The following is a 21,899-nucleotide window of genomic DNA, read 5'->3' as shown; positions in this document are numbered from 1 at the left end:
AATAGCAAGCAAAAAAGCCTGCCGCTGGATTTCAGCGGCAGGCTTTCAGGCGGTAAAAGCGGGCTTACTTCTTCGTCACGCGCACATCCACGCGGCGGTTCTGGGCCCGGCCCTCGGGCGTGTCGTTCGCAGCAATGGGGTGCTCCTGGCCGTAGCCCTCGGCCGTCACGCGGCCCGCGTCGATGCCGCTGTCTACCACGGCTTTGCGGGCCATGTTGGCGCGGTCGGCGCTGAGCAGCAGGTTCATATCGGCTTTGCCCTGGTTATCGGTGTAGCCGCCCAGTTTCACGGCCGCGTTGGGGAAGGCTTTCAGAATAGCCGCCAGGTTTTTCAGCTGCGCCTGCGACTCGGCTGTCAGCGTCGATTTGGCGGTGTTGAAGTACACCCGGTCGAGGCTCATCCAGCCCTGGGTTTTGTCGTCGCTCACGGTCTGGCCCGGGTCGTTGAGGAAGTTGAACAGGCGTGCCTCAAACGAGTTGCTGCCCACGTTCAGGGCGGTGCCGTCGGGCAGCGTTACGGTGGTGTTGGCCCCGGTGTCGTAGATATAATTGCCGGTGGCCTCGTCGTAGCGGCCCGCCACGGCGGTGGCGGCGGCCGGAGCCGCGGCCGTCATGGTCGTGTCAGTTGGGGTGGTTTCGGTGGTCGTTGCCGCGGGGTCCGGTTCGTCGTTGCAGCCCCGCATAAAGAAGAACAGCGCCGCTAGGGCCGCCAGCAGGAGCAGCAGCCAGGGCCAGCGGCTGGGCGAAGAAGCCACGGGCTCTACCTCGCGCACGGTGGAGCGGGCCGCGTCGGCGGTGCGGCCGGCCGCCGCTGACACCGTATTGCCCAGGGTGTTGGCCGTGGCGCTGGCCGCATTGCCCAGGCCCGAGGCCGCCGCGCCCAGGCCCAAACCGGAAAGAATAGTGCCCAGACCACCCGGCAGGCTGCCCAGCGCGCCCGTGATGTTGCCGCGCTGCGAGTTGAGGTAGCTGCCGAAGCCGTTGGCATCGAGGTTGTTGTCGGCCGAGTGCTTGCCCAGCAGGCCCAGCACGACCGGCACGGCCATATTCATCAGGCTGCTGGTAGTGGAGGTACGCACCCCCGCCTGCTGGCTGATGCCTTCCACGGCCGAGGTATAGTGCGTTCCGAACACGGAGCGCAGCAGTTCGGCGCCTTTATTCAGCAGGCCGCCATCGGCAGCAGGAGCCGAGTTATTCACGTTCATACCCCCCAGCAGGCTGCTCAGGTTGCCCAGAATACCGCTGCTATGCGCCTGGTTGGCCATGCCGAATAACTCGGATGAGCCGCCGGGCTGCTGGGAACGGGCAAAGAGCCCACCCAAAACCAGCGGTACAATGCTACGCAGGGCAGTACCGATGCTGCTTTCATTCTCGCCCAGCGCGGTGCTGGTCTGGCGTACCGTGTCGCCACCAAAATAGTTCTGGGCAAGCTCTAAGATGTTCTGGCTCATAGGGTTTGGGCATGAAAGGGTTAAGGGATAGAGCCACATACGCAGGAATCCTGTCGAGGTATATAGTATATGAATGTTTGTATATTAATAGCTGCTAATTGGCCTTTACACGGTATGCGGGCCTGCTGCTGCTTGCGGGCAATGGGGCTGGGGTAGTCACCAAAAAGCCCGCCGCTGAACTCAGCGGCGGGCTTTTTGGTATGGTGCGGACAAGCGCTAAGCTCTAGCCCAGAACGTGTTGAGCCAGCACTTTCTGCAAATCATAGATGTTGACCTGCTTGTTGAATTTGCGCATCACGCTGGGCTGCACCTCCCCGGATACCCAGATCTTCAGCTCCGCGTCCAAATCCAGATGACCAGCAGTTTCAATCCCGAAGCGCGAAATGCTTTTATAGGCAATGGACAGGTAGTCTATCTTCTTACCGGTCAGCCCTTGCTTGTCAACCAGAATAAGGCGCTTGTTGGTGAAAATGAATACGTCCCGGACGAGTTTGAAGCCTATTTCGATGGCCTCGCCATCTGCCAGAAGAATGCCGTACTCGGTATTTAACTCAGAAGCCTGAGCAACACCAGCGTTGCCCACCAATGCGGAAAAAAAGCCCATATAACGTAATGAAGAAGGTTAAGTGTGCTTAAGTATACTAGAAGATATCCGGCATACCTACACCGAGCTCCCTCAACTACGCCAGCTCCGCCACGCGCACTTCTTTGGGCATGCCCACGGCCTCAAACGCCTGGCTCAGGTCCAGCATCAGATCCTGCGGGTCTTCCACCCCGATGCTGAGGCGAATCATCTGCGACGTAATGCCCATTTCGAGCTGGTCGGCGGGCGTGATGTCGGAGTGAGTCATGGTGGCCGGGTGCTCGGCCAGGCTTTCGGTGCCGCCCAGACTCACGGCCAGCTTGATGAGCTTCAGGGCATTGAGGAAGCGGAATGCTTCGGCCTCACCACCTTTTATATCAAACGAAATCATGGAGCCCGGCGAGAGGCAATGGCGCTGATAGATATCCTGCTGCACGGGGCAGTGCTCCAGGTGAGTGAGGTAGTAGGTGCGGGCCACCAGCGGATGCTGCCGTAGCCAGTCGGCAATGACCTGAGCCGAGGTGGCGGCGCGCTCCATGCGCAGCTTCAGGGTTTCGAGGCTGCGCATCAGCATCCAGCCGGTATTTGGGTCGCACATGGTGCCCATGAAGGTACGCATGGCCTTAATTTCCTTCATCAGCGGCTTGCTGGCCAGGGCCGCGCCGGCAATCAAATCGGAGTGGCCGCCCAGAAACTTAGTGGCCGAGTACAGCACCACGTCGGCGCCGTGCTTCAGGGGGTGCTGAAATACGGGGCCCAGGAAGGTATTGTCGACCACGAGGCGCACGGGCTTGTCGGCCGAGCCGTACTGGCGGGCCAGGGCGGCGCAGGCTTCCAGGTCTACGAGGTGGTTGGTGGGGTTGGCGGGCGTTTCTACGAAAATCATGGCCAGGCGGCCGGGGGCAATGGCCGCGGCCTGGGCTTCGAGCTGCTCGGGCGTGGCGGTGGGCAGAAAGCCCTGGGCCTCGATGCCGAACTTGCGCAGCACGTTCTTGAGGAAGAAGTCGGAGCCACCGTACACGGGCTCGGAGTGCAGCACCACGTCGCCGGGCTGCAGCAGGGCCAGCAGGGTGGTGCTGATGGCGGCCATGCCGGAGGCGAAGGAGGCAGCTTCTTCGGCTCCATCCCAGAGGGTGAGGCGATGCTCCAGGATTTCGAGGCTGGGATTGTTGAGGCGGGAGTAAATCAGGCCCATTTCCTCGTCGGGATTGGCCTGGCGCAAACCGTAGGCCAGCTCGAAGAAAGCCTTGCCTTCCTCGGCGTTCTTAAACACGAAAGTGGAGGTCTGGAAAATTGGCGGCTTGATGGCGCCCTCGCTCCAGGCGGGCGTGTAGCCGTAGCTCATCATCAGACTTTCGGGGCGCAGCTGCTGGCCGCCGATGTGGGCGTGGTCATGGGGGTTAGTCATGGGAAATTGTTGGGTGGGAGGGAAGATTGGGTTTTGCGAAGGTAGCTTTTCTGAGGAAGTAGGATACGGCTGAGCTGCCGCGTGGTATCAACTGCGTCGTACCTTGGCAGGTGTAAGAGGAGTAGCTACCTGCTTTTTTGACTTCTGCCGGCCCGTATGCAAAAACTTACTCTCCTTCTTGTACTCCTGCTGCTGATGGTAGCCCCGAGGCGCTTGCCCAGACCAAGCCCTGCCTCACGCTCACAATTATCCCGACTACGTATTCAACCAACTACTCTGTGAGCCCTGTTATCAGCTTTAGCCATACCGGCTGCTTTCACGTCCTGCTCACCAATACTTCTGAGCAGCCAGTTAATCTGTTCGAGGAATGGAACATGTGGGGGCATTCTGCCCTGTCATTCGAAATAATATATCCTAATGGCCAGAAAACACGGTCGGTAAGAGCAAAACTAATCTGGGATAAGAACTTTCCCTCCACGGTTACCATTGCGCCCCACGGCTTCTACGTCTTCAATGTAACCTTCAATACAGATCCTAAAGAGGGTGACGTATGGCAAAATTCACCGCGTAGTAAGGAAAGTTATGACCACGGAGTGAGCTGCCGGGTGCGGGCAATTTACTCCATCGAAAGCAGCAAGCAGGCCACCGAGGCAAAGGCCTGGACCGGTACCGTCAACTCGCCGGTAAGAAGCTACATCATCTGGCCCTAAAGCGGCCTGCCCAAGGTAGGGAAGCGTATTAGTGCCTCTACAACGCTAGAAATTGCAGGCGTCCTCAATACCCGTCAGCTCGGCCCAGCGGGCAATCAGAAACTTAGCGTAGCGCAGCGGCGGCAGGCCGTAGCTGCCCACCGAGTAGCCCTCATTGATTTCAATAACCAATGTGGCCCCAGCGGTAGTAAGGCCAATATCCAGAGCGTAGGCGCGGGGCGCGGCGGGGGCAAAGGCAGCCACGGCGGCTTCCACCACGCGCGGGTCGAAATGGGCACGCCAGTCGCCCCGGTAGGGCTGGGCGGCCAACACCTCGCCGTAGCGCACGAAGCAGCGCCACTCGGCCACGAACTGTACCGGCTCGGCGCACCACACGGGCGTATTTTCAGCCTGGTCGCCGCAGCCGGCCAGGTCGCGGAAGTGGCGCACGAGTACGCCGGTAAACTTCTTGCGGGCCAGCCGGGGCTTCACAAACACGGGCCACTGCGTAGGGTCGGCAGCCACTTCGTTGATGGTGGACTGCCACAGGCGGCGCCCCAGAAACGGGGCCAGCTCGGCCGGATAATCCAAGGCGGGCGGCACGGGGCAGCCCAGGGCCCGGAGTGCGCCCTCTACGTGGTCGATGTGGCTGACGACGATATCCTCGGGCTCCTTGTTGGGCAGCTCCCGGAAACGGTGAAAGGGCACGATTTCCCAGCCCATTTGCCGGAAACCATCGGCGGCGGCAAAGCAATTCGTACTGGCCCACTCGCCGGCGGCATCCTGATTGATATAAGCGCGCATGAGCAGCGGGGTAGAGGATGAGAGTAAGGCGGGCTATACCTACTTTTTGCTCCTATAGTCGGCAATCAGCCCCTCGCAGATCCAGTTGGCCAGGGCTTGGCGGTTGTCGGGTACCACGAAGCGGCGCTGGTCTTTCTGGTTGCGGATGTTGCCCAGCTCCATGAATACGGCCGGGGCGTGGCTGTTGCGTACCTCGTACAGATTGCTGCGCTCCGACACGTTGCCCGAGTAGGGGCGGTTGGGCTGAGCGCGCTTGTAGCGGGTCGTGAACACCTGGTGAATGCTACGGGCCAGCCGCTCGCCGGTGGGGCTGTTGGCGTGGTGGTAGAAGAATACGTCGATGTTCTGACCCTCGCTGCGGCTGTCTACGTGCAGGGCCAGCAGGCGCTGGTAAGCACCTTTGTGGCGGCCGTGCAGGCGGTTCACTTCCGCAATACGCTGGCGCAGGCGCTGCACCTGGCTCAGCGGAATACGCTTGTTGGGGTGCTGCACCTCGTCGTAGTCCATGGGCAGCACGTTGGCGTCGCGGATACCGTCGTTGGGGTCCTGCACCATCACGTACACGGTGGCGCCGTGCTCCAGCAGCACCCGGGCCAGGCGCACGGTCACGTCGTAGGCGTACTCATCCTCGGCCAGCTGAAAGGAGCCGTACTTGCCGATGGCGCCTGGGTCGGGGCCGCCGTGGCCCGAGGAAAGGTAGTACACCGCGCCCCGCAGCGTGCCGTAGCGGGCGGCCGGCGCCCCGTAGCGCGGCCCAAACAATACGGCTTTGCTGATAGGGTTCTTCCCGAGTACTTCCGGGGCCGCGGTGGCCGCGGTGGCGGTGCGGGCCGTACGGGCGCGGGTCGGAGCTTTTCGGGCGGCCACGGGCCGGGGCAGCAGGTAGGTGCGGCCGGTAATCAGGCCGTTGCGGCGGGTCAGGTTTTTCTTGTTGAGCTGCCGGAAGGCGGCCCCGTACCGGCCCGGACTCAGGCCGTGGCGCAGCAGCAACGTTTCGACCCCGTCGCCGTTGCGGGCTTTCACGCGCCGGTAGGCAGCTTGGGCAAAGGCCTGCGCGGAGAGCAGGCAGCACAGCAGAAAAAGGGTAGCGATTCGCAAAGGCACGGGGAACTGGCAGCGCAGTAGGTAAGCCAGGGCCGGCCACCGCTTATGCTGCGGGTAAACATACGGGAAAAGCCCTGCATACGGGATGCAGCCGGCTCTTGCCATACGATACTGCAAAAGAGGGGTTAAATCTTTAGAATAGGGAATATAATATAGGCGGGCGGGCAGCGGTGGGCAAATTCCCGCAATCCGGTAGCTTGCCGGCCGAAAGCAGATAGACACAAAATGGGCCTTTGGAATTTTCTGTTTGGTAAGCCAACTTGGGTGGAAGACGACTTCTTTGGCAGCTTGTTGTTTGTAGAATGCAAACAACCAGGGCACAGCTATTTTGAAGGGAGGCGGCTGTTTCGCCCTACCGGCCACCTACTGGACCTGGCCGTAGATGGGGAGCTGCCCGGCCCTGGCGCTGCACAGTACGCTTTTTACGAGCAGGTCGAGGCCCGTTATACCGAACTTGTGCCAGCCGTGCAGCAATTGATTGAGAACGAAGCCCGGCACTGGCTGCGTCCAGCGGGAATTCGGGATTTTATAGCTGAATTCTGGCCAGTCCATATTTCTATTCCTACCATTACATCCGAGGTGGAGAGCATGGAATGGGAGCTGGCGTTTGAAACGGTACACGATAAGAATCATACGTTTACCATCATGCTGCAAGGAGTTACTCCTCGTCAGCTTTGCATCGACGGTTAATTTTTCTGCTTTATGCCCACCACACCCATTCCCAAGAAGCTGCTGGCCCGGCAGCACGAAATAACGGCCGACTTCCTGCGCCTGATTGACGCCCACCTGGCCGACATTGCCGCGGGACGGGTTACCGAAATGCTCGAAATCCGGGACTTTGCCGCCCAGCTCTGCATTCATCCTACGCACCTGAGCAACACCATCAAGCTTGCTACCGGCCACTCGCCCTGCTACTTTTTCGAGGCCCGCATCATGGATCTGGCCCGGCTGCTGCTGCGCGACTCCACCCGATCAGTGGCCGACATTGCCGGGAGCCTGACTTACGACCCGTCGAACTTCACCAAGTTCTTCAAGCGCTTCGAGGGCAGCACGCCCAAGCACTACCGCGAGCAGGTGTGGGCGGCGCGGCGGGCCGAATCGGAAACTGTCACCATTTAAACTGAAGCTCTCACCATACCGAGCCCAGGCCGCAGCCCCACCTTTGTGTTGTTCGTTCACCACAACTACCAACACGATGAGCACCACCAAAATAGCCCTCGTAACGGGCGGCAGCCGCGGCCTGGGCCGCAACAGCGCCCTGCACCTGGCCCAGGCCGGCCACGACCTGATTCTGACCTACCGCAGCCAGCAGGCCGAAGCCCAGGACACAGTAGCGCAGATAGAAGCCCTCGGCCGCAAAGCCGTGGCCCTGCCGCTGGATACCAGCCAGACGGCCACCTTTCCGGCCTTTGTGCTGGCCGTAACCCAGCAGCTGGAGCAGCACTGGCAGCGCACCTCCTTCGATTTTCTGATCAACAACGCCGGTATTGATGCCCGCTCGCCCTTTGCCGAAACCACCGAGGAGGACTTCGACAATCTGCTGAACGTGCATTTCAAGGGCGTCTACTTTCTGACCCAGAAGCTGCTGCCCCTGCTGGCCGACGGCGGCGGCATCGTGAACTTCTCCACCGGGCTGGCCCGCTTCACCACGCCCGGCTACGCGGCCTACGCCGCCATGAAGGGCGCCGTCGAAACCCTGACCAAGTACATGGCCAAAGAACTGGGCGGCCGCGGCATTCGGGCCAACGTGGTGGCGCCGGGCATCATCAAAACCGATTTTACGGCCGCGGCCCGCGCCGCCTTTCCGCAGCTGGAAGAATACATGTCGGCCAGTACGGCCCTGGGCCGCATCGGCGAGCCCGACGATATTGGCGGGGTAGTGGCGTTTCTGTGTTCCGACGCGGCCCGCTGGGTGAATGCCCAGCGCCTGGAAGCCTCGGGCGGCTACTCGCTGTAGGCCGCCCCGCCGAACCTGGATAGAGTAGTAGCAGTTGTGCTCCGGCGCCTCTAGCGGTTCGGAAATACTGTTTGCCTGCTGATTAAAAAAGTAGCGGCCAGCCCTGGATAGGACTGGCCGCTACTGTGTGTTGGGCAAGGGGATGACTCAGGCTTTGCGCAGGCGCTGCTTCTGATAGGCTTCGAAGCTACTGCGTACGGCAGCCAGCAGGGCGGCATACTTGCGCGTGGCATCCTGGCTCGATTCGAGCTGCTGCAGATGATTGTCGATTAAGTTGCAAAACTCATCCCGCGAGAACCGGGAGTTAGAAGCTGGTTTTTGCACAAGACAAATAGATAAAGAAAAGCGGCAAAATAAAGAAGTGGGCAGAGTGCAAAACGAGCACCTATACTACGCAAGATTGCAAGAAGAATTGAGGCGAACTACTTCTTTCCCAGAAAAGACGCCGGAGCTAGCAATCAAGACGTTAAACGTCAACGGCTCCCGGATAAATTCGGAAGCCGTTGAAATACTAGCAAATTAGTTGCGCCAATTCGCTGTACTAGAAGCGGAACAGGGGGCGGGCCGGGTTCCAGATGCCCCACGGAATCATGAGCAGCACCAGCAGCAGGGCAATGGTGAACCACACGAAGGCGCGCTTGTGCTTGAGTACCGGGTCGGTAGCTTTCTTCGACAGGCTGCGGCCCACCTGCGCAGCAATGACGGCCAGAATCATGGTGGCAATGTGCTCGACGCCCCAGAAACGGCCAATTGGGTCTTTCATGACGGCGCTGCCCGCCGTTTCGAAGGCCTTCAGGCCAAAGGGGCTCAGGCCGAAATACAGAATCAGACCCAGCAGCAGCTGCAGGTGCATGGAGCCCACAAAAGCGGCGCCCATGCCGTTGTCGGCCCCTACGTAGGCCTTGCGGCCCTGCCAGCCGCCCAAGGCGCGGAAAATGGCAATCAGGCCAAAAATCAGAACCAGCCAGCGGCTCCAGGAGTGCAGAGTGAGTACGGCGTTGTACATAAGCAGAAAGAAAGGGTGAAGGGGTAAAGGTCGGATGCGGAAACCAGATTGCCGCGCCGCAAGGGCAAAAAGTGCCCGCCAGCCGGGGCAGTGGGTCTTGCGGCGGCCGTTCAGCCCGGCGGCTACCTATTCGCGGGGCTGGGTCAGCAGGGTGGCGGGCAGGGGGCAGGCGGCCGCATCGGCCGGCTCGGGCCGGGGTGGGGCCAGCGTTTCTCCTTCGAAGGGAAACAGCTCCTCACACAGGAATAAGTCGCCTTCCTGCCGCAGAATAGCCAGGTTGTCAAGCATGAGCTTGAGGTTGAACGTCTGCTGGTTCAGGTACTGTAGCACCGGGCCCAGCAGCTCGGGCGTGGTGTCGTGCAGGGCCAGGGAAATGTGGGGCAGCCAGCAGTCGGGCCCGCTGAACTTGTCGGTGCGCAAACACAGCGGCGCCGTGGCCTTGATGATGCGCTGGTGCAGCCGGTTCAGCTCGTCGGTGCGCAGCACGGGGATGTAGATAACCGGATTGGGCCCCGGAAACACGCCCAGGCCGGTGGTGTGCACCTCAAACGGCACGGTGGTGGCAGCCACGTCGCTCAGCACGCTTTTCAGCGCCGACAGCTTCTTGACGCCGGCCAGCTGGTAGGTGATGTGCGGGTCGGGGGTGGCCTGCACGTCGTCGAGGCCAAATTCCGTTTCCAACCCTTTGATGATGCGGTTGATGCGGGCCGCGTACTGCGGCGTAAGCAAAGTGGTGATGGCGAGCATACCTGCTAAACTCCGGAACCGGCCGTGGGGTTGAGGCGGGCCCGCATTTGTTGGTTGAACTGCTCGCTCTGTCCGCGCGGAATGCTCAGGCTCTGCCAGGCCTCGCCGCGCAGGTGCTTGGCCAGCAGCACGATCTGACCGCTGTGGTAGGCATAGTGCGTGGCCTGCCGCTCCAGGGCCGCCAGCACCGTGTGGGCCTCACCCCGAATCTGGACGGTACGCAGCAAATCGGTGGGCGCCAGCGTGTCGAGCAGCTCGAACAGGATGGGCCAGGTGGCGTGCCAGCGCTGCTGCAGGGCTGCTACTTCGGCCACGGTGGCGGGCTGAGCGAATTCCTGGTCACGCTGCCGGTCGGGCTTTTCGCCGTCGGCGGTCAGAAAATCGGTGAAGCGGGAGCGGAGGTTGCCGCACATGTGCTGGATGATGACGGCCACGCTATTGGCGCCGGGCGCCGGCACGACCAGCCATTCCTCGGCCGAGAGCTGAGCCAGGGCCCGGTCGGTGAGGGTTTTGTAGCTGCTGAAGTTGTGGCGCAGCGTGGCCAGCACCGTCAGGGCCAGCAAATTGGGAGTAGCCATAGCAATAGGAATAACGGGGAGAAGCAACGGAAACCAAGAAAAGCAAAAACCAGCATTTCTGCCGCGAAAATCAACTCGCCGGCTGTCGTCACCCGGCTTATTCGGTATCTTCCGATACCTTAGGGAGCATCGGGGTTTGCTTTGTCGTCTTTTAGCTGATCTGCTCTATGGCTATTCTTGTCTTCTTTCTGGCGCACTGGTATTTGTCGCTGTTCATGCAGTCGTTTTTCCAGCACCGCTACGCCGCCCACCGGATGTTCACCATGAGCCGGCGCTGGGAGCGAATCTTCTTCGTGCTGACCTACCTCTGGCAGGGCTCCTCGTTTCTCTCGCCGCGCAGCTACGCCCTGCTGCACCGCATGCACCACGCCTACTCCGACACGGAACGGGACCCGCATTCCCCGCACTTCTCGTCGAATGCCTTCCTGATGATGTGGAAGACGCGTACGGTGTACCACGATGTGCTGTATGGCCGCTCCGCGGCTGCCGAACGGTTTGCGCAGGGCGACTACCCCGAGTGGACGGCCCTGGATGAGTTCGGCAACAAGTGGTACTCGCGCGTGGGCTGGGGCATTTTCTACATTCTGTTCTACGTGCAGTTTGCCACGGGCTGGTGGCAATACCTGCTGCTGCCCATTCACTTCTCGATGGGGGCCGTGCACGGGGCCATCGTCAACTGGAGCGGGCACAAGTACGGCTACCAGAACTTCGACAACCACGACAAGTCGCGCAACTCACTGTTTTTCGACTTCCTGACCGGCGGGGAGCTGTTTCAGAATAACCACCACAAGCTGCCCAGCCGCGTCAACTTCGGCGTGAAGTGGTGGGAGCTGGACCCCACCTACCCCGTCATCTGGCTTCTGGACAAGCTCGCCATTATCCGCCTTAAAAAAGGCAACGCCGCGGATGTCGCTGTGGTGGCGTAACTAACCATCTTCTAGACAAAAAAGGCCTGTTCCCACGCGGAACCAGGCCTTTTTTCGGTGTTGTTTATAGGCTGGTTATCAGCCATTGCCGCCCTGTTTCTGGTCGTCGTTGCGGATGCTTTTCTTGGGCCGGGCGGGCCGGTTTTCGAGCTTGCCAAACTGGTAGTTGAAGCTCAGGCGCACGTTGCGGTTCAGGAAGTAGGAGTTGTCGGTGTAGGTAAACTGGTCGGTGTCCAGGCGGTTGCGGAAGATGAGCTGCCGGTTGAAGGGGTTGACCACGGCCAGCGTGAGGCTGCCTTTTTTCTGGAACAGCTCCTTTTTCACGGCCAGGTTGTAGCTGCGGTAGCCCGAGGAGCGGCCCTGCAATTCGACGGCGCGGGAGTTAAACAGGCCCGTAAACTGCGCCGTCCAGCCATTGTCGAACTGCCAGGCCGAGGTGATGTTGGCGTTGTGCATGGAGCCGCCGTTTTCCAGGTTCAGGGCCGCGCTTTTCACCCACACGTACCAGATATTCACGTTGGCCGTCAGGTTCCACTTGGGTGTAAGCTTGGTCGAGCCCGAAATGCTCAGGCCGGACGTAGCGTTGCGGGCCACGTTCTGAAACGTGGTGAGCAGCACCAGGGTCGAGTCGGAGGTGGGCAGAATGCTGCGGGCCGGCACCGTGCGCGACACGGCCTCGATGGAGTTGTTGGTCTGGCGCCAGTAGCCGGAAAAGGTAATCGAGCTTTTGTTGATATAGGTGTTGTAGCCCAGCTCGTAGGAGTCCGTCAGCTCGGCGTCAATGCCGGGGTTGCCCACCAGAATATTGCGCGGGTTGCTGGTGTTGATGTAGGGGTTCAGATAGAAGATGCTGGGCCGCTGAATCCGGCGGGTGTAGCTGAGCTTGAGCTTCTGGTCCTTAGCTACGTCCCAGGCGGCCTGCAGGCTGGGTACCACGTTGGTATAGGCCGTCTGCAGCGTCACCTGCTCTCCCACAAAGTCGCCGTCGATGCGGGTGTGCTCTACCCGGCCACCCAGCTTGAAGGTCAGGGTTTTGCCCACCGCAAAGCCGTAGGCCAGGTAGCCGGCATACACGTTCTGGTCGTAGCGAAACTCGTTGGAGCGGGCCGGCACCAGCACCCGGCCCCGTCCGTCGAGGCTGTCGGCTTCGATGCGGTAATTGCTGCCCACGTTACGCAGAATGCCTTTCACCCCGACTTCCACCGTCCGGGTGCTGTCGAGCGGGTGCACGTAGTCGGTCTGGAAGGTGGCTTCGCGGTTGCGGTTGTTGTTGAAGCTGTTCTCGCGGTAGTCCTCGTAGCTGCGGGCGTCGGCGTAGCGCTGCTGCGAGAGGTCGTAGTCGGTCTGGCCCTGGTTCACGGTGTAGAGGGTCAGAAAGCTCAGCTCCTGCCGCTTGCGGGGCAGGGTGCGGGTATAGCCAAAGTTCAGGTCCAGGTTACGGCTGTCACTGTGGGTATCAATGTCGCGGTTGTACACGTCCAGGGCCTCGGGCTGGGCGTAGCGCGTAAACTGCTGCCGCTCATTGGTATAGCCAAAAATATTGCCGCGCACGCTCAGGTTCAGCGCGTCCTTGGGCGTCGGGTCGTAGTCGAGGCCCAGCTGCCCGAAGCCGCCGCCGCCTACGTTGGTGAAGTTGCCGCGCTGCTCGAGCGTGCTTTGCCGGTTTTCGGGCAGAAAGTCGGTACGCAGACTCTCGTTGCGGGCAATGTTGAGAAACAGGTTGCTGCCCGCATTCAGGTTCAGGCCCAGCTTGCCGCGGCGGCTGTTCAGCGTGATGCTGTTAGAGGCCCCGCGGGTACCCACCGACGCGTTCACCGAGCCGTTCACGCCTTCCAGGGTGTTCTTTTTCAGGATGATGTTCACGATGCCCGCCGAGCCTTCGGCGTCGTACTTGGCCGAGGGCGAGGTAATAACTTCCACGCTCTTGATCTGGTCGGCCGGAATCTGGCGCAGGGCATCGGCCAGGTTGCTGGCCAGGATGGCCGAGGGCTTGTTGTTCACCAGCACCCGGATATTGGCGGAGCCCCGCAGCTGCAGGTTGCCGTTGAGGTCTACCGAGAGCAGGGGCACTTTCTGCAGCACGTCGGTGGCCGTGCCGCCGGTGTTGGTAATGTCCTTTTCAGCATTGTAGACGATGCGGTCCACCTTATTCTCCACCAGCTCCCGCTCCCCGGTCACCTTCACCTCGCCTAGCTGCTGCACGGTGGGCGTCAGCTTCACCGCGCCCAGGTCCACGACGGTTTCCTCGGTTATAAAAGCCACATTCTCCACCGTGCGGGGCTGAAACCCCACAAAGGTGACTGTCACCTTATACAGGCCCGCCCCGATTTTGGTGAGCAGAAACCGGCCCTTATCGTCACAGATTGCGCCATCCACGGTTTTGCCGGTGGTTTGCTCCAGCAGGGCCACGGTGGCAAATTCGACCGGCAGCCCGGTTTTTTCGTGCACTACACTGCCGCTCAGCTTCCCCTTGCTGCTCACGGCGGCGGGACTGTCTGCGCCGGCTGGCCCCTTCAGACTCTGCGCCTGGGCGGCCCCGGCCAGGCTGCCCAGCAGCAGCACGACGGGCAAAACGCGGCTGGAGAGGCTGCCCGCGCCCCGGCCCACGCACTGCCAGGGCTGAACAATAGAGACAATGGCACGAGGCAAACCGGCGGGAAGGGTAAAGTAGGGCATGGGGCTGGCAGCTGGGAGTGATACGAATTGTTTCGTACAGCAAACATATACGAAATGATTCGTATTTAGAAAGAATACTTACGATATTATTCGTATGTATATTATTCCAATAAGTCTTAGAAGGATGAGAAGCCGATAAAAGACTTATGCTATATCATGGAGGTTGCTTAGTGGGCTCACAATTTCTTGCCGGAATATTTGTTTCGCGTATCAGGCCGCCCAGGAAGCTTGTAAGAGCCACGTCACAGGCGTCGGAAAGGTAGGAGGGCAGACCAGCCTTGTTGTATAATTATTAGAAGTCAGGCTGTGCCCCAAGTCAGGGCCACCGGATCATTGGTAGGATTTAACGGCTGATTATGTGCATTAAAAATTATTTCCGTGATACTCAGCCAAAAACAGCAACTGATGCTACGGCTCAACAGTTGAGTGAACTTTTGCCATTTTAGGACGTTGCTGCCTCTGGTATATTTGCACAACGCAATTTTCCTGCTGTAGCCCGCCGGTACTCCGGTGGCAGTCACTAACCGTTTGACTTACAGTTATTATCCAGCGGTTGAACTATGGAAGAAACTCTATTTGACGTAAATCTGCAGCAGCTCCCCGACGAGTATCTGACCGGCGTGTGGTGCGTAGCCGAGCGGGTGCTAAACCGGGGCAACCCCGACAGTGCCCTGGCTCAGGCCACCAAGCTGTCGTTGCAGCCCGGTACGCTGCAGGTGCATGCGCCCGCGCAGGATGATCAGGGCCAGTGGTCTGTGCAGCGCGATGCGCTGCTGAACCGCCCCTACCTGGAGTTGCAGCTGCTGCAGGAGGAAACCAAGGCCCTGATTACGCGGCTGCGGCGCTCCGCTGATGGGCTGCAAAGCCAGCTTAACCTATATTTTCAGTCGGGCATGGAGCTGCAGCTCGCCCAGCCCTGTTGATTTTTCTGTCATGCTACATTCTGAATCTGTTTCCAGCGAAGAACATATCCGTCGCCAGGCCGAGGAAAATTTCCATTTTTTCGCTGATTTCATTCCCCAGCTGGTCTGGTTTACCGATCCGACGGGCTTCCACACCTACTTCAACCAGCGCTGGATTGACTTTACCGGCTACTCGCTGGCCGACAGCGTAGGCCCCGATATGTGGAACAACCTGCTGCATCCCGACGACCAGACGCGGGCCCGTCAGGTATGGGGCCATTCGCTGGCTACCGGCGAGTTTTACGAAATCGAGTACCGCTTCAAGGCCAAAAACGGTGACTATCGCTGGTTTCTGGGGCAGGCCCAGCCCCAGTTCGACGAGGCCGGCCAGATCCGGCAGTGGTTTGGCACCTGCACCGATATTCACGACCAGAAGCTCACGGAATTTGCCCTGCGCAAGCGGGAGCAGGACCTGGAGCGGGCCTATGCCGACCTGGAAGTGAAGGTGACATTCCGCACCCTGGAGCTGGAGCGGCAGGTGCAGGAGCTGCGCCAGCGCCTGGGCGAATAGCACCGCGCCACCCATCGTTTTTTGAAAAAGGCTTTCCCTACCGGAAGGCCTTTTTTGTTTCCGGCTGCCCCTGCGCCGGCCCTGCCGCAAGCTCAAGCGTAAAACAAAGAGCAGCAACGCTGTTAGTATAATCCCCGAGGCGAACTTCTGCGTTTAGGGTATCTCTCGTCGTTTTGTCTTTCCCGTGAATCTACTCTCGTCTGCCCCGGCTACCAGTGAGCCGTTGGTTTCTGCCGGAAAGAAAAAAGCCCGGTGGCCATACTGGGTAGGTGGCGCTGTGCTGCTGCTGCTGGTCTTGCTGGGGCTATCTGCCCTGCTGCTCGACCCCTGGCTGCGCCGCACACTGGAACAGCAAGTGGCCCGTAAGAGCCAGGGCCGCTACCAGTTGCGCATCGGCGACCTGCACACCAGCTTGCTGACCGGCACGCTGCGGCTGCAAAACATTCGCCTGCGGCCCGCTGCGGATAGCGGGTTGTGGCAGCAAGCCAAGCTGCCCCGCCTGCTGGCCGACGTGCGGGAAGTGCGCCTTACCGGCATCGGCCTGCTGGCCTTGGTGCGCGGGGCCGAGGTACCTATCGATACGGTGCTGGTAGCCGGCACGCAGCTGCGGGTGCTGCAGCTGCCCGCCCCGGACTCGGCGGCCCGGCCCTTGCACGAGCAGCTGCCCAAGTTTCTCGATGGCATCCGAGTCGGCTACCTGGGGCTGCTGAACGTGCAGGCGGCTTATGGTCCCGGCCGGGTGCCCGTCGCCAGCGTGCGGCAGGCCAGCTTTACGGCCCAGGATATCCTGCTCAGCAAAGCCGGCGCCGCCGATTCGCAGCGCGTGGGCTACGCCGCCGCCTTTGCGGGCCAGCTGCGCCGGGGCGTGGCCACAATGGCGCGACACCGACTCCTGGTGGGCAACGCGCGGTTTTCCTCTGCTCAGCAGCAGCTCACCGTCGATTCCCTGCGCATTCGCTCAGTAGACGACATTCGGCAGCAGGGCCAAACCGTGCGCGTGCGGCTGTTGCTGCCCCGGCTGCAGGTCGGTGGCCTGAGCGCTACCGACCTGCGGGCCCGCCGCCTGCTGCCCGACTCAGTGGTGCTGACGCGGCCGTGGCTGGCCCTGGCCCTGCCCAGCCAGCCGCCACCCGCGCTGCATACGGTGCTGGCGCCTTACTTCACGCGGGCTAGCCTGGGGCAGCTGCGGGTGCGGGGCGGCACGCTGCACCTGCCGGCCACCACGCCCCGGCCCCGTATTCAGGATATCCGGCTGCAAGCCGAAGCGGTGCTGCTGACGGCCGCCGGCGCCCAGGACCCCACCCGAATCTGGTACGCCAAGGCCTGGGAGCTGCGTACCGGACGAGTGCAAACGGCGGTTTCGGCCCCGGTATACTGGCTCGGCATTCGTAGCACCGAGCTGCTGACGCGCACCGGCAAGATGCAGGCCCGCGGCATCACCATCCGGCCCACAATGACGCCCGCTGCCCTGGCCCGCTACAAAGGCCACCAGACCCCGCACATCACGGTGCAGGCCACGCAGTTTGATGTGGCGGGCTTCGACTACGCCGCTTTTGCCCGGCAGAGCTCTTTGCTGGCCCAAACGCTGCAGCTGCAGGGCCTGCGGGTGCTTATTGCCGGCGACGGACGGTTTGCGCTGAACCCGAAGACTTCGTTGGTAACTCAGGAGTCGTTGGCCAAGCTGCCGGTGCGCCTGAACGTGCGCCGGATGCAGCTGCGCAATGCCTACGTGGCCACCTCCTACGTGGGCCCCACGACCGGCCAAACCGGCAACATACTCTTCAGCCGCATCAACGTGACGCTGCAGAACGTGACGAATGACCCCCGGCTGATGACGGCGGCTACCCCGCTGGTGGCCCGGGCCAGCGGCTGGCTGCAGAACAGCTGGTATGCTTCGGCCAATTTCCGCATTCCCGTGCTCGACCCGGCCGGGCGCCACAGCGGCGAAGGCACGTTTGGGCCGGCTTCCATCACGCTGCTCAACACGATGACCGAGCCGACCCGCCTGGTGCGCTTCGAGAGCGGCAACGTGCACCGGGCCACGGTGCGGTTCCGGGGCAGCCGCCAGCAGATTACCGGCACCATGCGGGCCGAGTACTCCGACCTGAAGCTCACGCTGCTCAGCAAAAACGGCGGGCCCGACCAAAAAACCCTGCTGTCCAAAGTCAGCTCCAAGCTGCTCAACGGCATCGTTATCCGGGATGAGAATCCGCGGGGGCTGGGGCCCGACCGGCTGAAAGTGGGAGTAATGGACAGCCGCCGCGACGTGCGCGTATCCGTCTTTTCGTTGTGGCGCCAGGGCTTGGTTAGCGGGCTGTTGCACAGCATTGGGGCACCCCAAAAAATGGCCCAGAGCATCAGCGAGCAGCCTTAGGCTACTGCTGCTGCTCTGGGCCAGCCGAAAAAGTGGCGTTGGGCTAGAATTTCAGCTTGGCGATGCTGAACTGGCTGGCCGGCGGCGTGGTCGGGGTTTGCAGCTCGTTGATGCGGGAGTACAGCACGTAGGTTTCGGTGGCACTGCGGCGCGTGAGCGTGGTCGGGTACTGCGCCTCGGTGGTGAAGGTGCCAGCCACGGTGGCCTCGCTCCAGTTGGTGGCCGTGGTCAGGTTATACACCTTGGACTGGGCATTGGTAACGGCGTACAGCCGGTTGGTTTCCACCAGTACAAGCCCGTCGATACCCTTCAAATCCTGGGTGGTCGTGACTTTGGTGAGGCTGCTGGGGTTGGCAATCGGTACCTTGAACAGGCTGCCGTCGTCGCTCTTGGCCACCAGCAGGTAGCCGTCGGGGTGCAGCTCGATGCCGTTCAGGCCAAACTGCCCGGCTGGGGCGCCCAGGCGGGCATCTTCCACAAACACCGAAGCTGCGCCCAGTGCGTCTATCTTGTAGATGATGGGCGCAAAGCTGTCGGTCACGTACACGTTGCCCGCCTGGTCGACGGCCATGTCGTTGGCGAAGTGGCTCAGGTCGGGACGCAGCTTGCCCAGATCTACGTAGCCCAGAAACTTGCCCAGGCCGTCGAAGCTGGCCACACCCGCGAGCTTGCCCCTGGTGGCTGCCGAGGTTTTGGCCGTGTTGTAGCCCGGGTCGGCTACGGCCACTAGCAGGCGGTTGCGCAGCGCATCAATCTGCAGGCCCGTCGACGATACCAGGCTGCCATCAGTAATAAAGGGCGCATAGGTGCCATTCTCGGCTATCTGGCCGATGCTGCCCGTGGTCAGGGAGCTGACCAGGAAGCGGCGGCCGTTGGTATCGTACTCAACGCCTTCCGGGTAGAGGTTTTCCTTGGTGAACGTCACCAGATCCGGGCCGGCCGGCAGTGGCGTTTCCTGGAACGATTCGTTGCCCGTGCAGCCTGAGAAGCTCAGGGTGCCTACCAGCAAGCCCAGCGTGCTGACCGCAACGCGCGGTGTGCGCAGAAAGAAAACTAGAGAGGTCATAATTGAAAAAAGAGGGTAGCTAGAAGCGTACTTTGTTCAGGCTAAATAAAGAAGAAGGACTAGGTGGCGGGTTCTGCAGTTCGGTAAGACGCGAAGACAGTACGTAAGTTTCGGTAAGACTGAGGCGGGCCAGGGTGGTAGGATGCTCAGGTGAGGTGGCAAAGGAGCCCTGGCTTAAAGCCGTTGTCCAGTTATTGCTTGTGGTGAGGTTGAATACTTTGGCCTGGGTGCCCGAAACCGCGTAGAGCCGAGTAGGATCATCGAGCGAAAGGCCGTCGATGCCTTTTAGGTCCTGCGTAGTGGCAACCTGGGTAAAGCTGCCGGGGTTGCTGAGCGGAATTTTGAACAGACTTCCGTCATCGGTTTTGGCTACCAACAGATAGCCGCCGGAGTGAAATACAATACCATTGAGCCCCACCTGGCCGGCTGGCGCGCCTAACCGGGCATCTTCCACCAGCACAGTGGCTACGCCAACCTTATCTACTTTATAAATAATAGGCGCGAAGCTGTCGGTAACGTACGTGTTGCCCGACAGGTCGATGGCCACGTCGTTGGCAAAATGATTGAGGCCCGGCCGCAGCTTACCCAGGTTGACGTAGCCCACGCGCCTGCCATATATGTCGAAGCTGGCCAGCGCCGCCAGCTTGTTTTTGGTGGCCGCCGAAGTTCGGGCCTTGTTGTGGCCGGGGTCAGCAATGGCGACCAGCAGGCGGTTGCCGCTAGCATCAATTTGCAGGCCGTACGACGATACCAGGCAGGTGTCGGTGATAAATGCCGAGTAGGTCCCGCCTTGCGACACCTTCCCGATGGTGCTGCTCGTGAGCGAACTCACATAGAAGTACTTGCTGTCGGTGCCGTATTCCACGCCTTCCGGATACAAGTTGTCTTTGGAAAAGCTGATCAGCAAGGGCCCTACATCCTTCTTCGGTACAGCCTTGTTCGGTACGGGCGGAGCCGTATCCAGGCAGCCCGACAGCCCGCAGATGCCGAGTAGCAGGGCCGCGCCTTTGGGCAACACAAAACGATAAGCGGCCAAATTCGATAAGGGCATCACAATACGCGGTTAGTGGAAGTTAGAGCGGAAAGATAGGAAGGGAATACTATCCAGTACAGAGGCCCGCTGGGTAGGCTTAGGCAACAACTGCCCAAACAAGCGCCGAGCTTTGGAGTTAGCAGCATATGTCTTCTTCCATCGTGCCGGCCAAGCTGGTCAAAGGTAATCTGCCCACGAAACTCTGCGCTACCTGCGGCCGGCCGTTTGAGTACCGCAAAAAGTGGCGCAACTGTTGGGACGAGGTGAAATACTGCGGCGAAAAATGCCAGCGTAATAAGAACCCGCGCCCTGGCCAGTCGTAGCCGGGCAGCGGGTTGCCGAAGCCAGTCCGCCATCCGTATCTTGACCCCCAAAAACCGCGAATGAACCGACGTCTTTTTCTGCGCAACAGCAGCCTGGCCAGTGTGGCCCTTTCCACCTGGACGCTGAGCAGCTGCTCCACGGAGGCCAACGACACCCGCCAGGCCGCCGCTGCGCAGGGCAGCGCCCCAGCTACCGATACCTTCGAGCTACAGGAGGCGACCATAACTGAGCTGCAGCAGAAGATGACCAGCGGCCAGCACACGGCCCGCAGCCTGACGGAGCTTTACCTGCAGCGCATCGAGGCCATCGACAAGAACGGGCCCAAGCTCAACTCGGTGATTGAGGTGAACCCCGACGCGCTGAGTTTGGCCGATGCACTGGACAAGGAGCGAAAAAGCGGCAAGGTGCGCGGCCCCCTGCACGGCATTCCGGTGCTCATCAAAGACAACATCGACACGGCCGACCGGATGCAAACTACCGCCGGCTCTCTGGCCCTGGCCGGGCACAAGGCGCAGCAGGACGCCTTTATCGTGCAGCGGCTGCGGGCCGCCGGGGCCGTGCTGTTGGGCAAAACCAACCTGAGCGAGTGGGCCAATTTCCGCTCTACCCGCTCTACCAGCGGCTGGAGCAGCCGCGGCGGCCAGACCCGCAACGCCTACATTCTGGACCGCACGCCCAGCGGCTCCAGCTCGGGCTCGGGTGTGGCCGTGGCCGCCAACCTGTGCGCCGTAGCCATCGGCACCGAAACCGACGGCTCGGTGGTGTCGCCGGCCTCGTGCTCGGGCATCGTAGGCATCAAGCCGACGGTGGGGCTGCTGAGCCGGGCGGGCATCATCCCGATTTCGGCCACCCAGGACACGGCCGGCCCCATGGCCCGCACCGTGCGCGACGCGGCCCTGCTGCTGGGGGCCCTGGCCGGCGTAGATGCCGCCGACGCCGTAACCCGGGAAAGCACCGGCAAAGCCGCCCCGGATTATACTGCGTTTCTTAAGCCCGACGGACTGAAAGGCAAGCGCCTGGGCGTCGAGAAAAACCACCTGAAGGGCAGCTCCGATGCAGTGCCGCTGCTGCTGGCGGCCGTGGAGCTGCTCAAAAGCCAGGGCGCCACCATCGTGGAAATTGAGCTGGAAAAGCACACCGACCCGCTGGGCGAGGCCGAATATGACGTGCTGCTTTACGAATTCAAGGACGGGGTGAACAAGTACCTGAGCACGGCCGGCGCGCCGGTGAAAACCGTGGCCGACGTTATGCGCTTTAATGCCCAGAACAAGGCGAAGGCCATGCCTTTCTTCCAGCAGGAAATTCTGGAAGCCGCCGACAAAACCGACGGCCTGAGCAGCACCAAGTACCAGGCGGCCCTGAAAAAGTCGCACCAGGGAGCCCGTCAGGCCCTCGACGCGGCACTGCATGACAACCGCCTCGACGGTATCGTGGCCGTTACCAACGGCCCGGCGCCCTGCCTCGACCTGATCAACGGGGACTCCTGGAAAGGTCCGGGCTTTTCCTCGCCGGCGGCAATGGCTGGCTACCCCCACATTACCGTCCCGATGGGACAGGCGCACGGCCTGCCGGTGGGCTTGTCGTTTGTGGGCGGTGCCTACCAGGAAGGGCCCTTGCTGACGTTGGCCTACGCGTATGAGCAGACGTCGAAAAAGCGCGTGGCGCCGGAGTTCCGGTCGCCGTTTGTGGGCTGAACCCTTG

The 21,899-nt window shown here is 61.1% G+C and carries 22 protein-coding genes; 10 read left to right on the top strand and 12 right to left on the bottom strand.

The annotated features are described in order from the left end of the window. Positions 1–64 precede the first annotated feature (64 nt). The 3 genes from LGH70_RS07865 to LGH70_RS07855 all read right to left on the bottom strand — a co-directional run bounded on the left by LGH70_RS07865 (position 65) and on the right by LGH70_RS07855 (position 3,441). Complete coding sequence (locus tag LGH70_RS07865) at positions 65–1,450, bottom strand: OmpA family protein (RefSeq protein ID WP_226184499.1); 1,386 nt, start codon at positions 1,448–1,450, stop codon at positions 65–67. Positions 1,451–1,673: 223 nt separating this feature from the next. Next, complete coding sequence (locus LGH70_RS07860; RefSeq protein WP_226184492.1) at positions 1,674–2,054, bottom strand: PH domain-containing protein; 381 nt, start codon at positions 2,052–2,054, stop codon at positions 1,674–1,676. A 76-nt stretch (positions 2,055–2,130) separates the two neighbouring features. Then, positions 2,131–3,441: a cystathionine gamma-synthase family protein gene (locus LGH70_RS07855; RefSeq protein WP_226184490.1), complete on the bottom strand. Its 1,311-nt coding sequence runs from the start codon at positions 3,439–3,441 to the stop codon at positions 2,131–2,133. A gap of 137 nt (positions 3,442–3,578) precedes the next feature. On the opposite strand from LGH70_RS07855, the gene LGH70_RS07850 reads away from it, so the two are divergent. Further along, a complete protein-coding gene (locus LGH70_RS07850) occupies positions 3,579–4,151 on the top strand; it encodes a hypothetical protein (RefSeq protein ID WP_226184489.1) in 573 nt (190 codons plus the stop codon). A 45-nt stretch (positions 4,152–4,196) separates the two neighbouring features. Here LGH70_RS07850 and LGH70_RS07845 read toward each other — a convergent pair whose 3' ends face one another. Further along, positions 4,197–4,934 (bottom strand): ATP-grasp domain-containing protein, encoded by a 738-nt coding sequence (locus tag LGH70_RS07845; protein WP_226184488.1) that lies wholly within the window; start codon positions 4,932–4,934, stop codon positions 4,197–4,199. Between the two features lie 39 nt (positions 4,935–4,973). Then, on the bottom strand, positions 4,974–6,038 hold the full coding sequence (locus LGH70_RS07840; protein ID WP_431357418.1) for an N-acetylmuramoyl-L-alanine amidase family protein: 1,065 nt from the start codon (positions 6,036–6,038) through the stop codon (positions 4,974–4,976). A gap of 264 nt (positions 6,039–6,302) precedes the next feature. Here LGH70_RS07840 and LGH70_RS07835 point away from each other — a divergent pair, with 264 nt between their 5' ends. The 3 genes from LGH70_RS07835 (at position 6,303) to LGH70_RS07825 (ending at position 7,995) form a co-directional block, all read left to right on the top strand. Further along, a complete protein-coding gene (locus LGH70_RS07835; protein ID WP_226184484.1) occupies positions 6,303–6,728 on the top strand; it encodes a hypothetical protein in 426 nt (141 codons plus the stop codon). Positions 6,729–6,740: 12 nt separating this feature from the next. Continuing rightward, on the top strand, positions 6,741–7,157 hold the full coding sequence (locus tag LGH70_RS07830; protein ID WP_226184482.1) for a helix-turn-helix domain-containing protein: 417 nt from the start codon (positions 6,741–6,743) through the stop codon (positions 7,155–7,157). 76 nt (positions 7,158–7,233) lie between these two features. Beyond that, positions 7,234–7,995 (top strand): SDR family NAD(P)-dependent oxidoreductase, encoded by a 762-nt coding sequence (locus LGH70_RS07825; protein ID WP_226184480.1) that lies wholly within the window; start codon positions 7,234–7,236, stop codon positions 7,993–7,995. A 147-nt stretch (positions 7,996–8,142) separates the two neighbouring features. Here LGH70_RS07825 and LGH70_RS07820 read toward each other — a convergent pair whose 3' ends face one another. The 4 genes from LGH70_RS07820 to LGH70_RS07805 all read right to left on the bottom strand — a co-directional run bounded on the left by LGH70_RS07820 (position 8,143) and on the right by LGH70_RS07805 (position 10,326). Then, positions 8,143–8,319: a hypothetical protein gene (locus LGH70_RS07820; RefSeq protein ID WP_226184478.1), complete on the bottom strand. Its 177-nt coding sequence runs from the start codon at positions 8,317–8,319 to the stop codon at positions 8,143–8,145. Between the two features lie 217 nt (positions 8,320–8,536). Beyond that, positions 8,537–9,001 carry a hypothetical protein gene (locus LGH70_RS07815; protein ID WP_226184476.1) on the bottom strand — a complete coding sequence of 155 codons (465 nt, stop codon included), beginning with the start codon at positions 8,999–9,001 and terminating at the stop codon, positions 8,537–8,539. Between the two features lie 126 nt (positions 9,002–9,127). Continuing rightward, complete coding sequence (locus LGH70_RS07810; protein ID WP_226184467.1) at positions 9,128–9,748, bottom strand: 2'-5' RNA ligase family protein; 621 nt, start codon at positions 9,746–9,748, stop codon at positions 9,128–9,130. 5 nt (positions 9,749–9,753) lie between these two features. After that, positions 9,754–10,326, bottom strand: coding sequence for a DUF1572 family protein (locus LGH70_RS07805; protein WP_226184465.1), 573 nt, complete (start codon positions 10,324–10,326; stop codon positions 9,754–9,756). A 167-nt stretch (positions 10,327–10,493) separates the two neighbouring features. Between LGH70_RS07805 and LGH70_RS07800 the strand changes: the two genes are divergently transcribed. Further along, positions 10,494–11,252, top strand: coding sequence for an acyl-CoA desaturase (locus tag LGH70_RS07800; protein ID WP_226184463.1), 759 nt, complete (start codon positions 10,494–10,496; stop codon positions 11,250–11,252). Between the two features lie 78 nt (positions 11,253–11,330). Here the strand turns inward: LGH70_RS07800 and LGH70_RS07795 are convergent, their stop codons facing one another. Continuing rightward, positions 11,331–13,928, bottom strand: a complete 2,598-nt coding sequence (locus LGH70_RS07795) for a TonB-dependent receptor (protein ID WP_226184461.1) — start codon at positions 13,926–13,928, stop codon at positions 11,331–11,333. A 560-nt stretch (positions 13,929–14,488) separates the two neighbouring features. On the opposite strand from LGH70_RS07795, the gene LGH70_RS07790 reads away from it, so the two are divergent. The 3 genes from LGH70_RS07790 to LGH70_RS07780 all read left to right on the top strand — a co-directional run bounded on the left by LGH70_RS07790 (position 14,489) and on the right by LGH70_RS07780 (position 17,775). Then, positions 14,489–14,851, top strand: a complete 363-nt coding sequence (locus LGH70_RS07790; protein WP_226184459.1) for a hypothetical protein — start codon at positions 14,489–14,491, stop codon at positions 14,849–14,851. 10 nt (positions 14,852–14,861) lie between these two features. Then, on the top strand, positions 14,862–15,401 hold the full coding sequence (locus LGH70_RS07785) for a PAS domain-containing protein (RefSeq protein WP_226184457.1): 540 nt from the start codon (positions 14,862–14,864) through the stop codon (positions 15,399–15,401). A gap of 277 nt (positions 15,402–15,678) precedes the next feature. Next, entirely contained in the window at positions 15,679–17,775 is a 2,097-nt protein-coding gene (locus LGH70_RS07780; RefSeq protein ID WP_226184455.1) for a hypothetical protein, read from the top strand. Between the two features lie 43 nt (positions 17,776–17,818). Here the strand turns inward: LGH70_RS07780 and LGH70_RS07775 are convergent, their stop codons facing one another. Both LGH70_RS07775 and LGH70_RS07770 read right to left on the bottom strand, forming a co-directional pair. After that, a complete protein-coding gene (locus LGH70_RS07775; protein WP_226184453.1) occupies positions 17,819–18,841 on the bottom strand; it encodes a hypothetical protein in 1,023 nt (340 codons plus the stop codon). Between the two features lie 19 nt (positions 18,842–18,860). Continuing rightward, complete coding sequence (locus tag LGH70_RS07770; protein WP_226184451.1) at positions 18,861–19,892, bottom strand: hypothetical protein; 1,032 nt, start codon at positions 19,890–19,892, stop codon at positions 18,861–18,863. Between the two features lie 128 nt (positions 19,893–20,020). On the opposite strand from LGH70_RS07770, the gene LGH70_RS07765 reads away from it, so the two are divergent. Together LGH70_RS07765 and LGH70_RS07760 are read left to right on the top strand one after the other, a co-directional pair. Beyond that, entirely contained in the window at positions 20,021–20,197 is a 177-nt protein-coding gene (locus LGH70_RS07765; RefSeq protein ID WP_226184449.1) for a DUF2256 domain-containing protein, read from the top strand. Positions 20,198–20,257: 60 nt separating this feature from the next. Further along, positions 20,258–21,892: an amidase gene (locus tag LGH70_RS07760; protein WP_226184447.1), complete on the top strand. Its 1,635-nt coding sequence runs from the start codon at positions 20,258–20,260 to the stop codon at positions 21,890–21,892. Positions 21,893–21,899: the final 7 nt, after the last annotated feature.

Origin of the sequence: Hymenobacter nitidus (genome assembly GCF_020447315.1) — a bacterium.
Taxonomy (GTDB): Bacteria; Bacteroidota; Bacteroidia; order Cytophagales; family Hymenobacteraceae; genus Hymenobacter; species Hymenobacter nitidus.
Note: the sequence above shows the minus strand (reverse complement) of the source record. Positions and strands in the feature narration are given on the sequence as shown.

Bases quoted from the DNA above. Each gene is read 5' to 3' on its own strand.
- LGH70_RS07760 (WP_226184447.1), top strand. From the start codon at position 20,258: ATGAACCGACGTCTTTTTCTGCGCAACAGCAGCCTGGCCAGTGTGGCC.
- LGH70_RS07855 (WP_226184490.1), bottom strand. From the start codon at position 3,441: ATGACTAACCCCCATGACCACGCCCACATCGGCGGCCAGCAGCTGCGC.
- LGH70_RS07825 (WP_226184480.1), top strand. From the start codon at position 7,234: ATGAGCACCACCAAAATAGCCCTCGTAACGGGCGGCAGCCGCGGCCTG.
- LGH70_RS07815 (WP_226184476.1), bottom strand. From the start codon at position 9,001: ATGTACAACGCCGTACTCACTCTGCACTCCTGGAGCCGCTGGCTGGTT.
- LGH70_RS07860 (WP_226184492.1), bottom strand. From the start codon at position 2,054: ATGGGCTTTTTTTCCGCATTGGTGGGCAACGCTGGTGTTGCTCAGGCT.
- LGH70_RS07845 (WP_226184488.1), bottom strand. From the start codon at position 4,934: ATGCGCGCTTATATCAATCAGGATGCCGCCGGCGAGTGGGCCAGTACG.
- LGH70_RS07805 (WP_226184465.1), bottom strand. From the start codon at position 10,326: ATGGCTACTCCCAATTTGCTGGCCCTGACGGTGCTGGCCACGCTGCGC.
- LGH70_RS07800 (WP_226184463.1), top strand. From the start codon at position 10,494: ATGGCTATTCTTGTCTTCTTTCTGGCGCACTGGTATTTGTCGCTGTTC.
- LGH70_RS07775 (WP_226184453.1), bottom strand. From the start codon at position 18,841: ATGACCTCTCTAGTTTTCTTTCTGCGCACACCGCGCGTTGCGGTCAGC.
- LGH70_RS07795 (WP_226184461.1), bottom strand. From the start codon at position 13,928: ATGCCCTACTTTACCCTTCCCGCCGGTTTGCCTCGTGCCATTGTCTCT.
- LGH70_RS07830 (WP_226184482.1), top strand. From the start codon at position 6,741: ATGCCCACCACACCCATTCCCAAGAAGCTGCTGGCCCGGCAGCACGAA.
- LGH70_RS07765 (WP_226184449.1), top strand. From the start codon at position 20,021: ATGTCTTCTTCCATCGTGCCGGCCAAGCTGGTCAAAGGTAATCTGCCC.
- LGH70_RS07785 (WP_226184457.1), top strand. From the start codon at position 14,862: ATGCTACATTCTGAATCTGTTTCCAGCGAAGAACATATCCGTCGCCAG.
- LGH70_RS07790 (WP_226184459.1), top strand. From the start codon at position 14,489: ATGGAAGAAACTCTATTTGACGTAAATCTGCAGCAGCTCCCCGACGAG.
- LGH70_RS07865 (WP_226184499.1), bottom strand. From the start codon at position 1,450: ATGAGCCAGAACATCTTAGAGCTTGCCCAGAACTATTTTGGTGGCGAC.
- LGH70_RS07770 (WP_226184451.1), bottom strand. From the start codon at position 19,892: ATGCCCTTATCGAATTTGGCCGCTTATCGTTTTGTGTTGCCCAAAGGC.
- LGH70_RS07810 (WP_226184467.1), bottom strand. From the start codon at position 9,748: ATGCTCGCCATCACCACTTTGCTTACGCCGCAGTACGCGGCCCGCATC.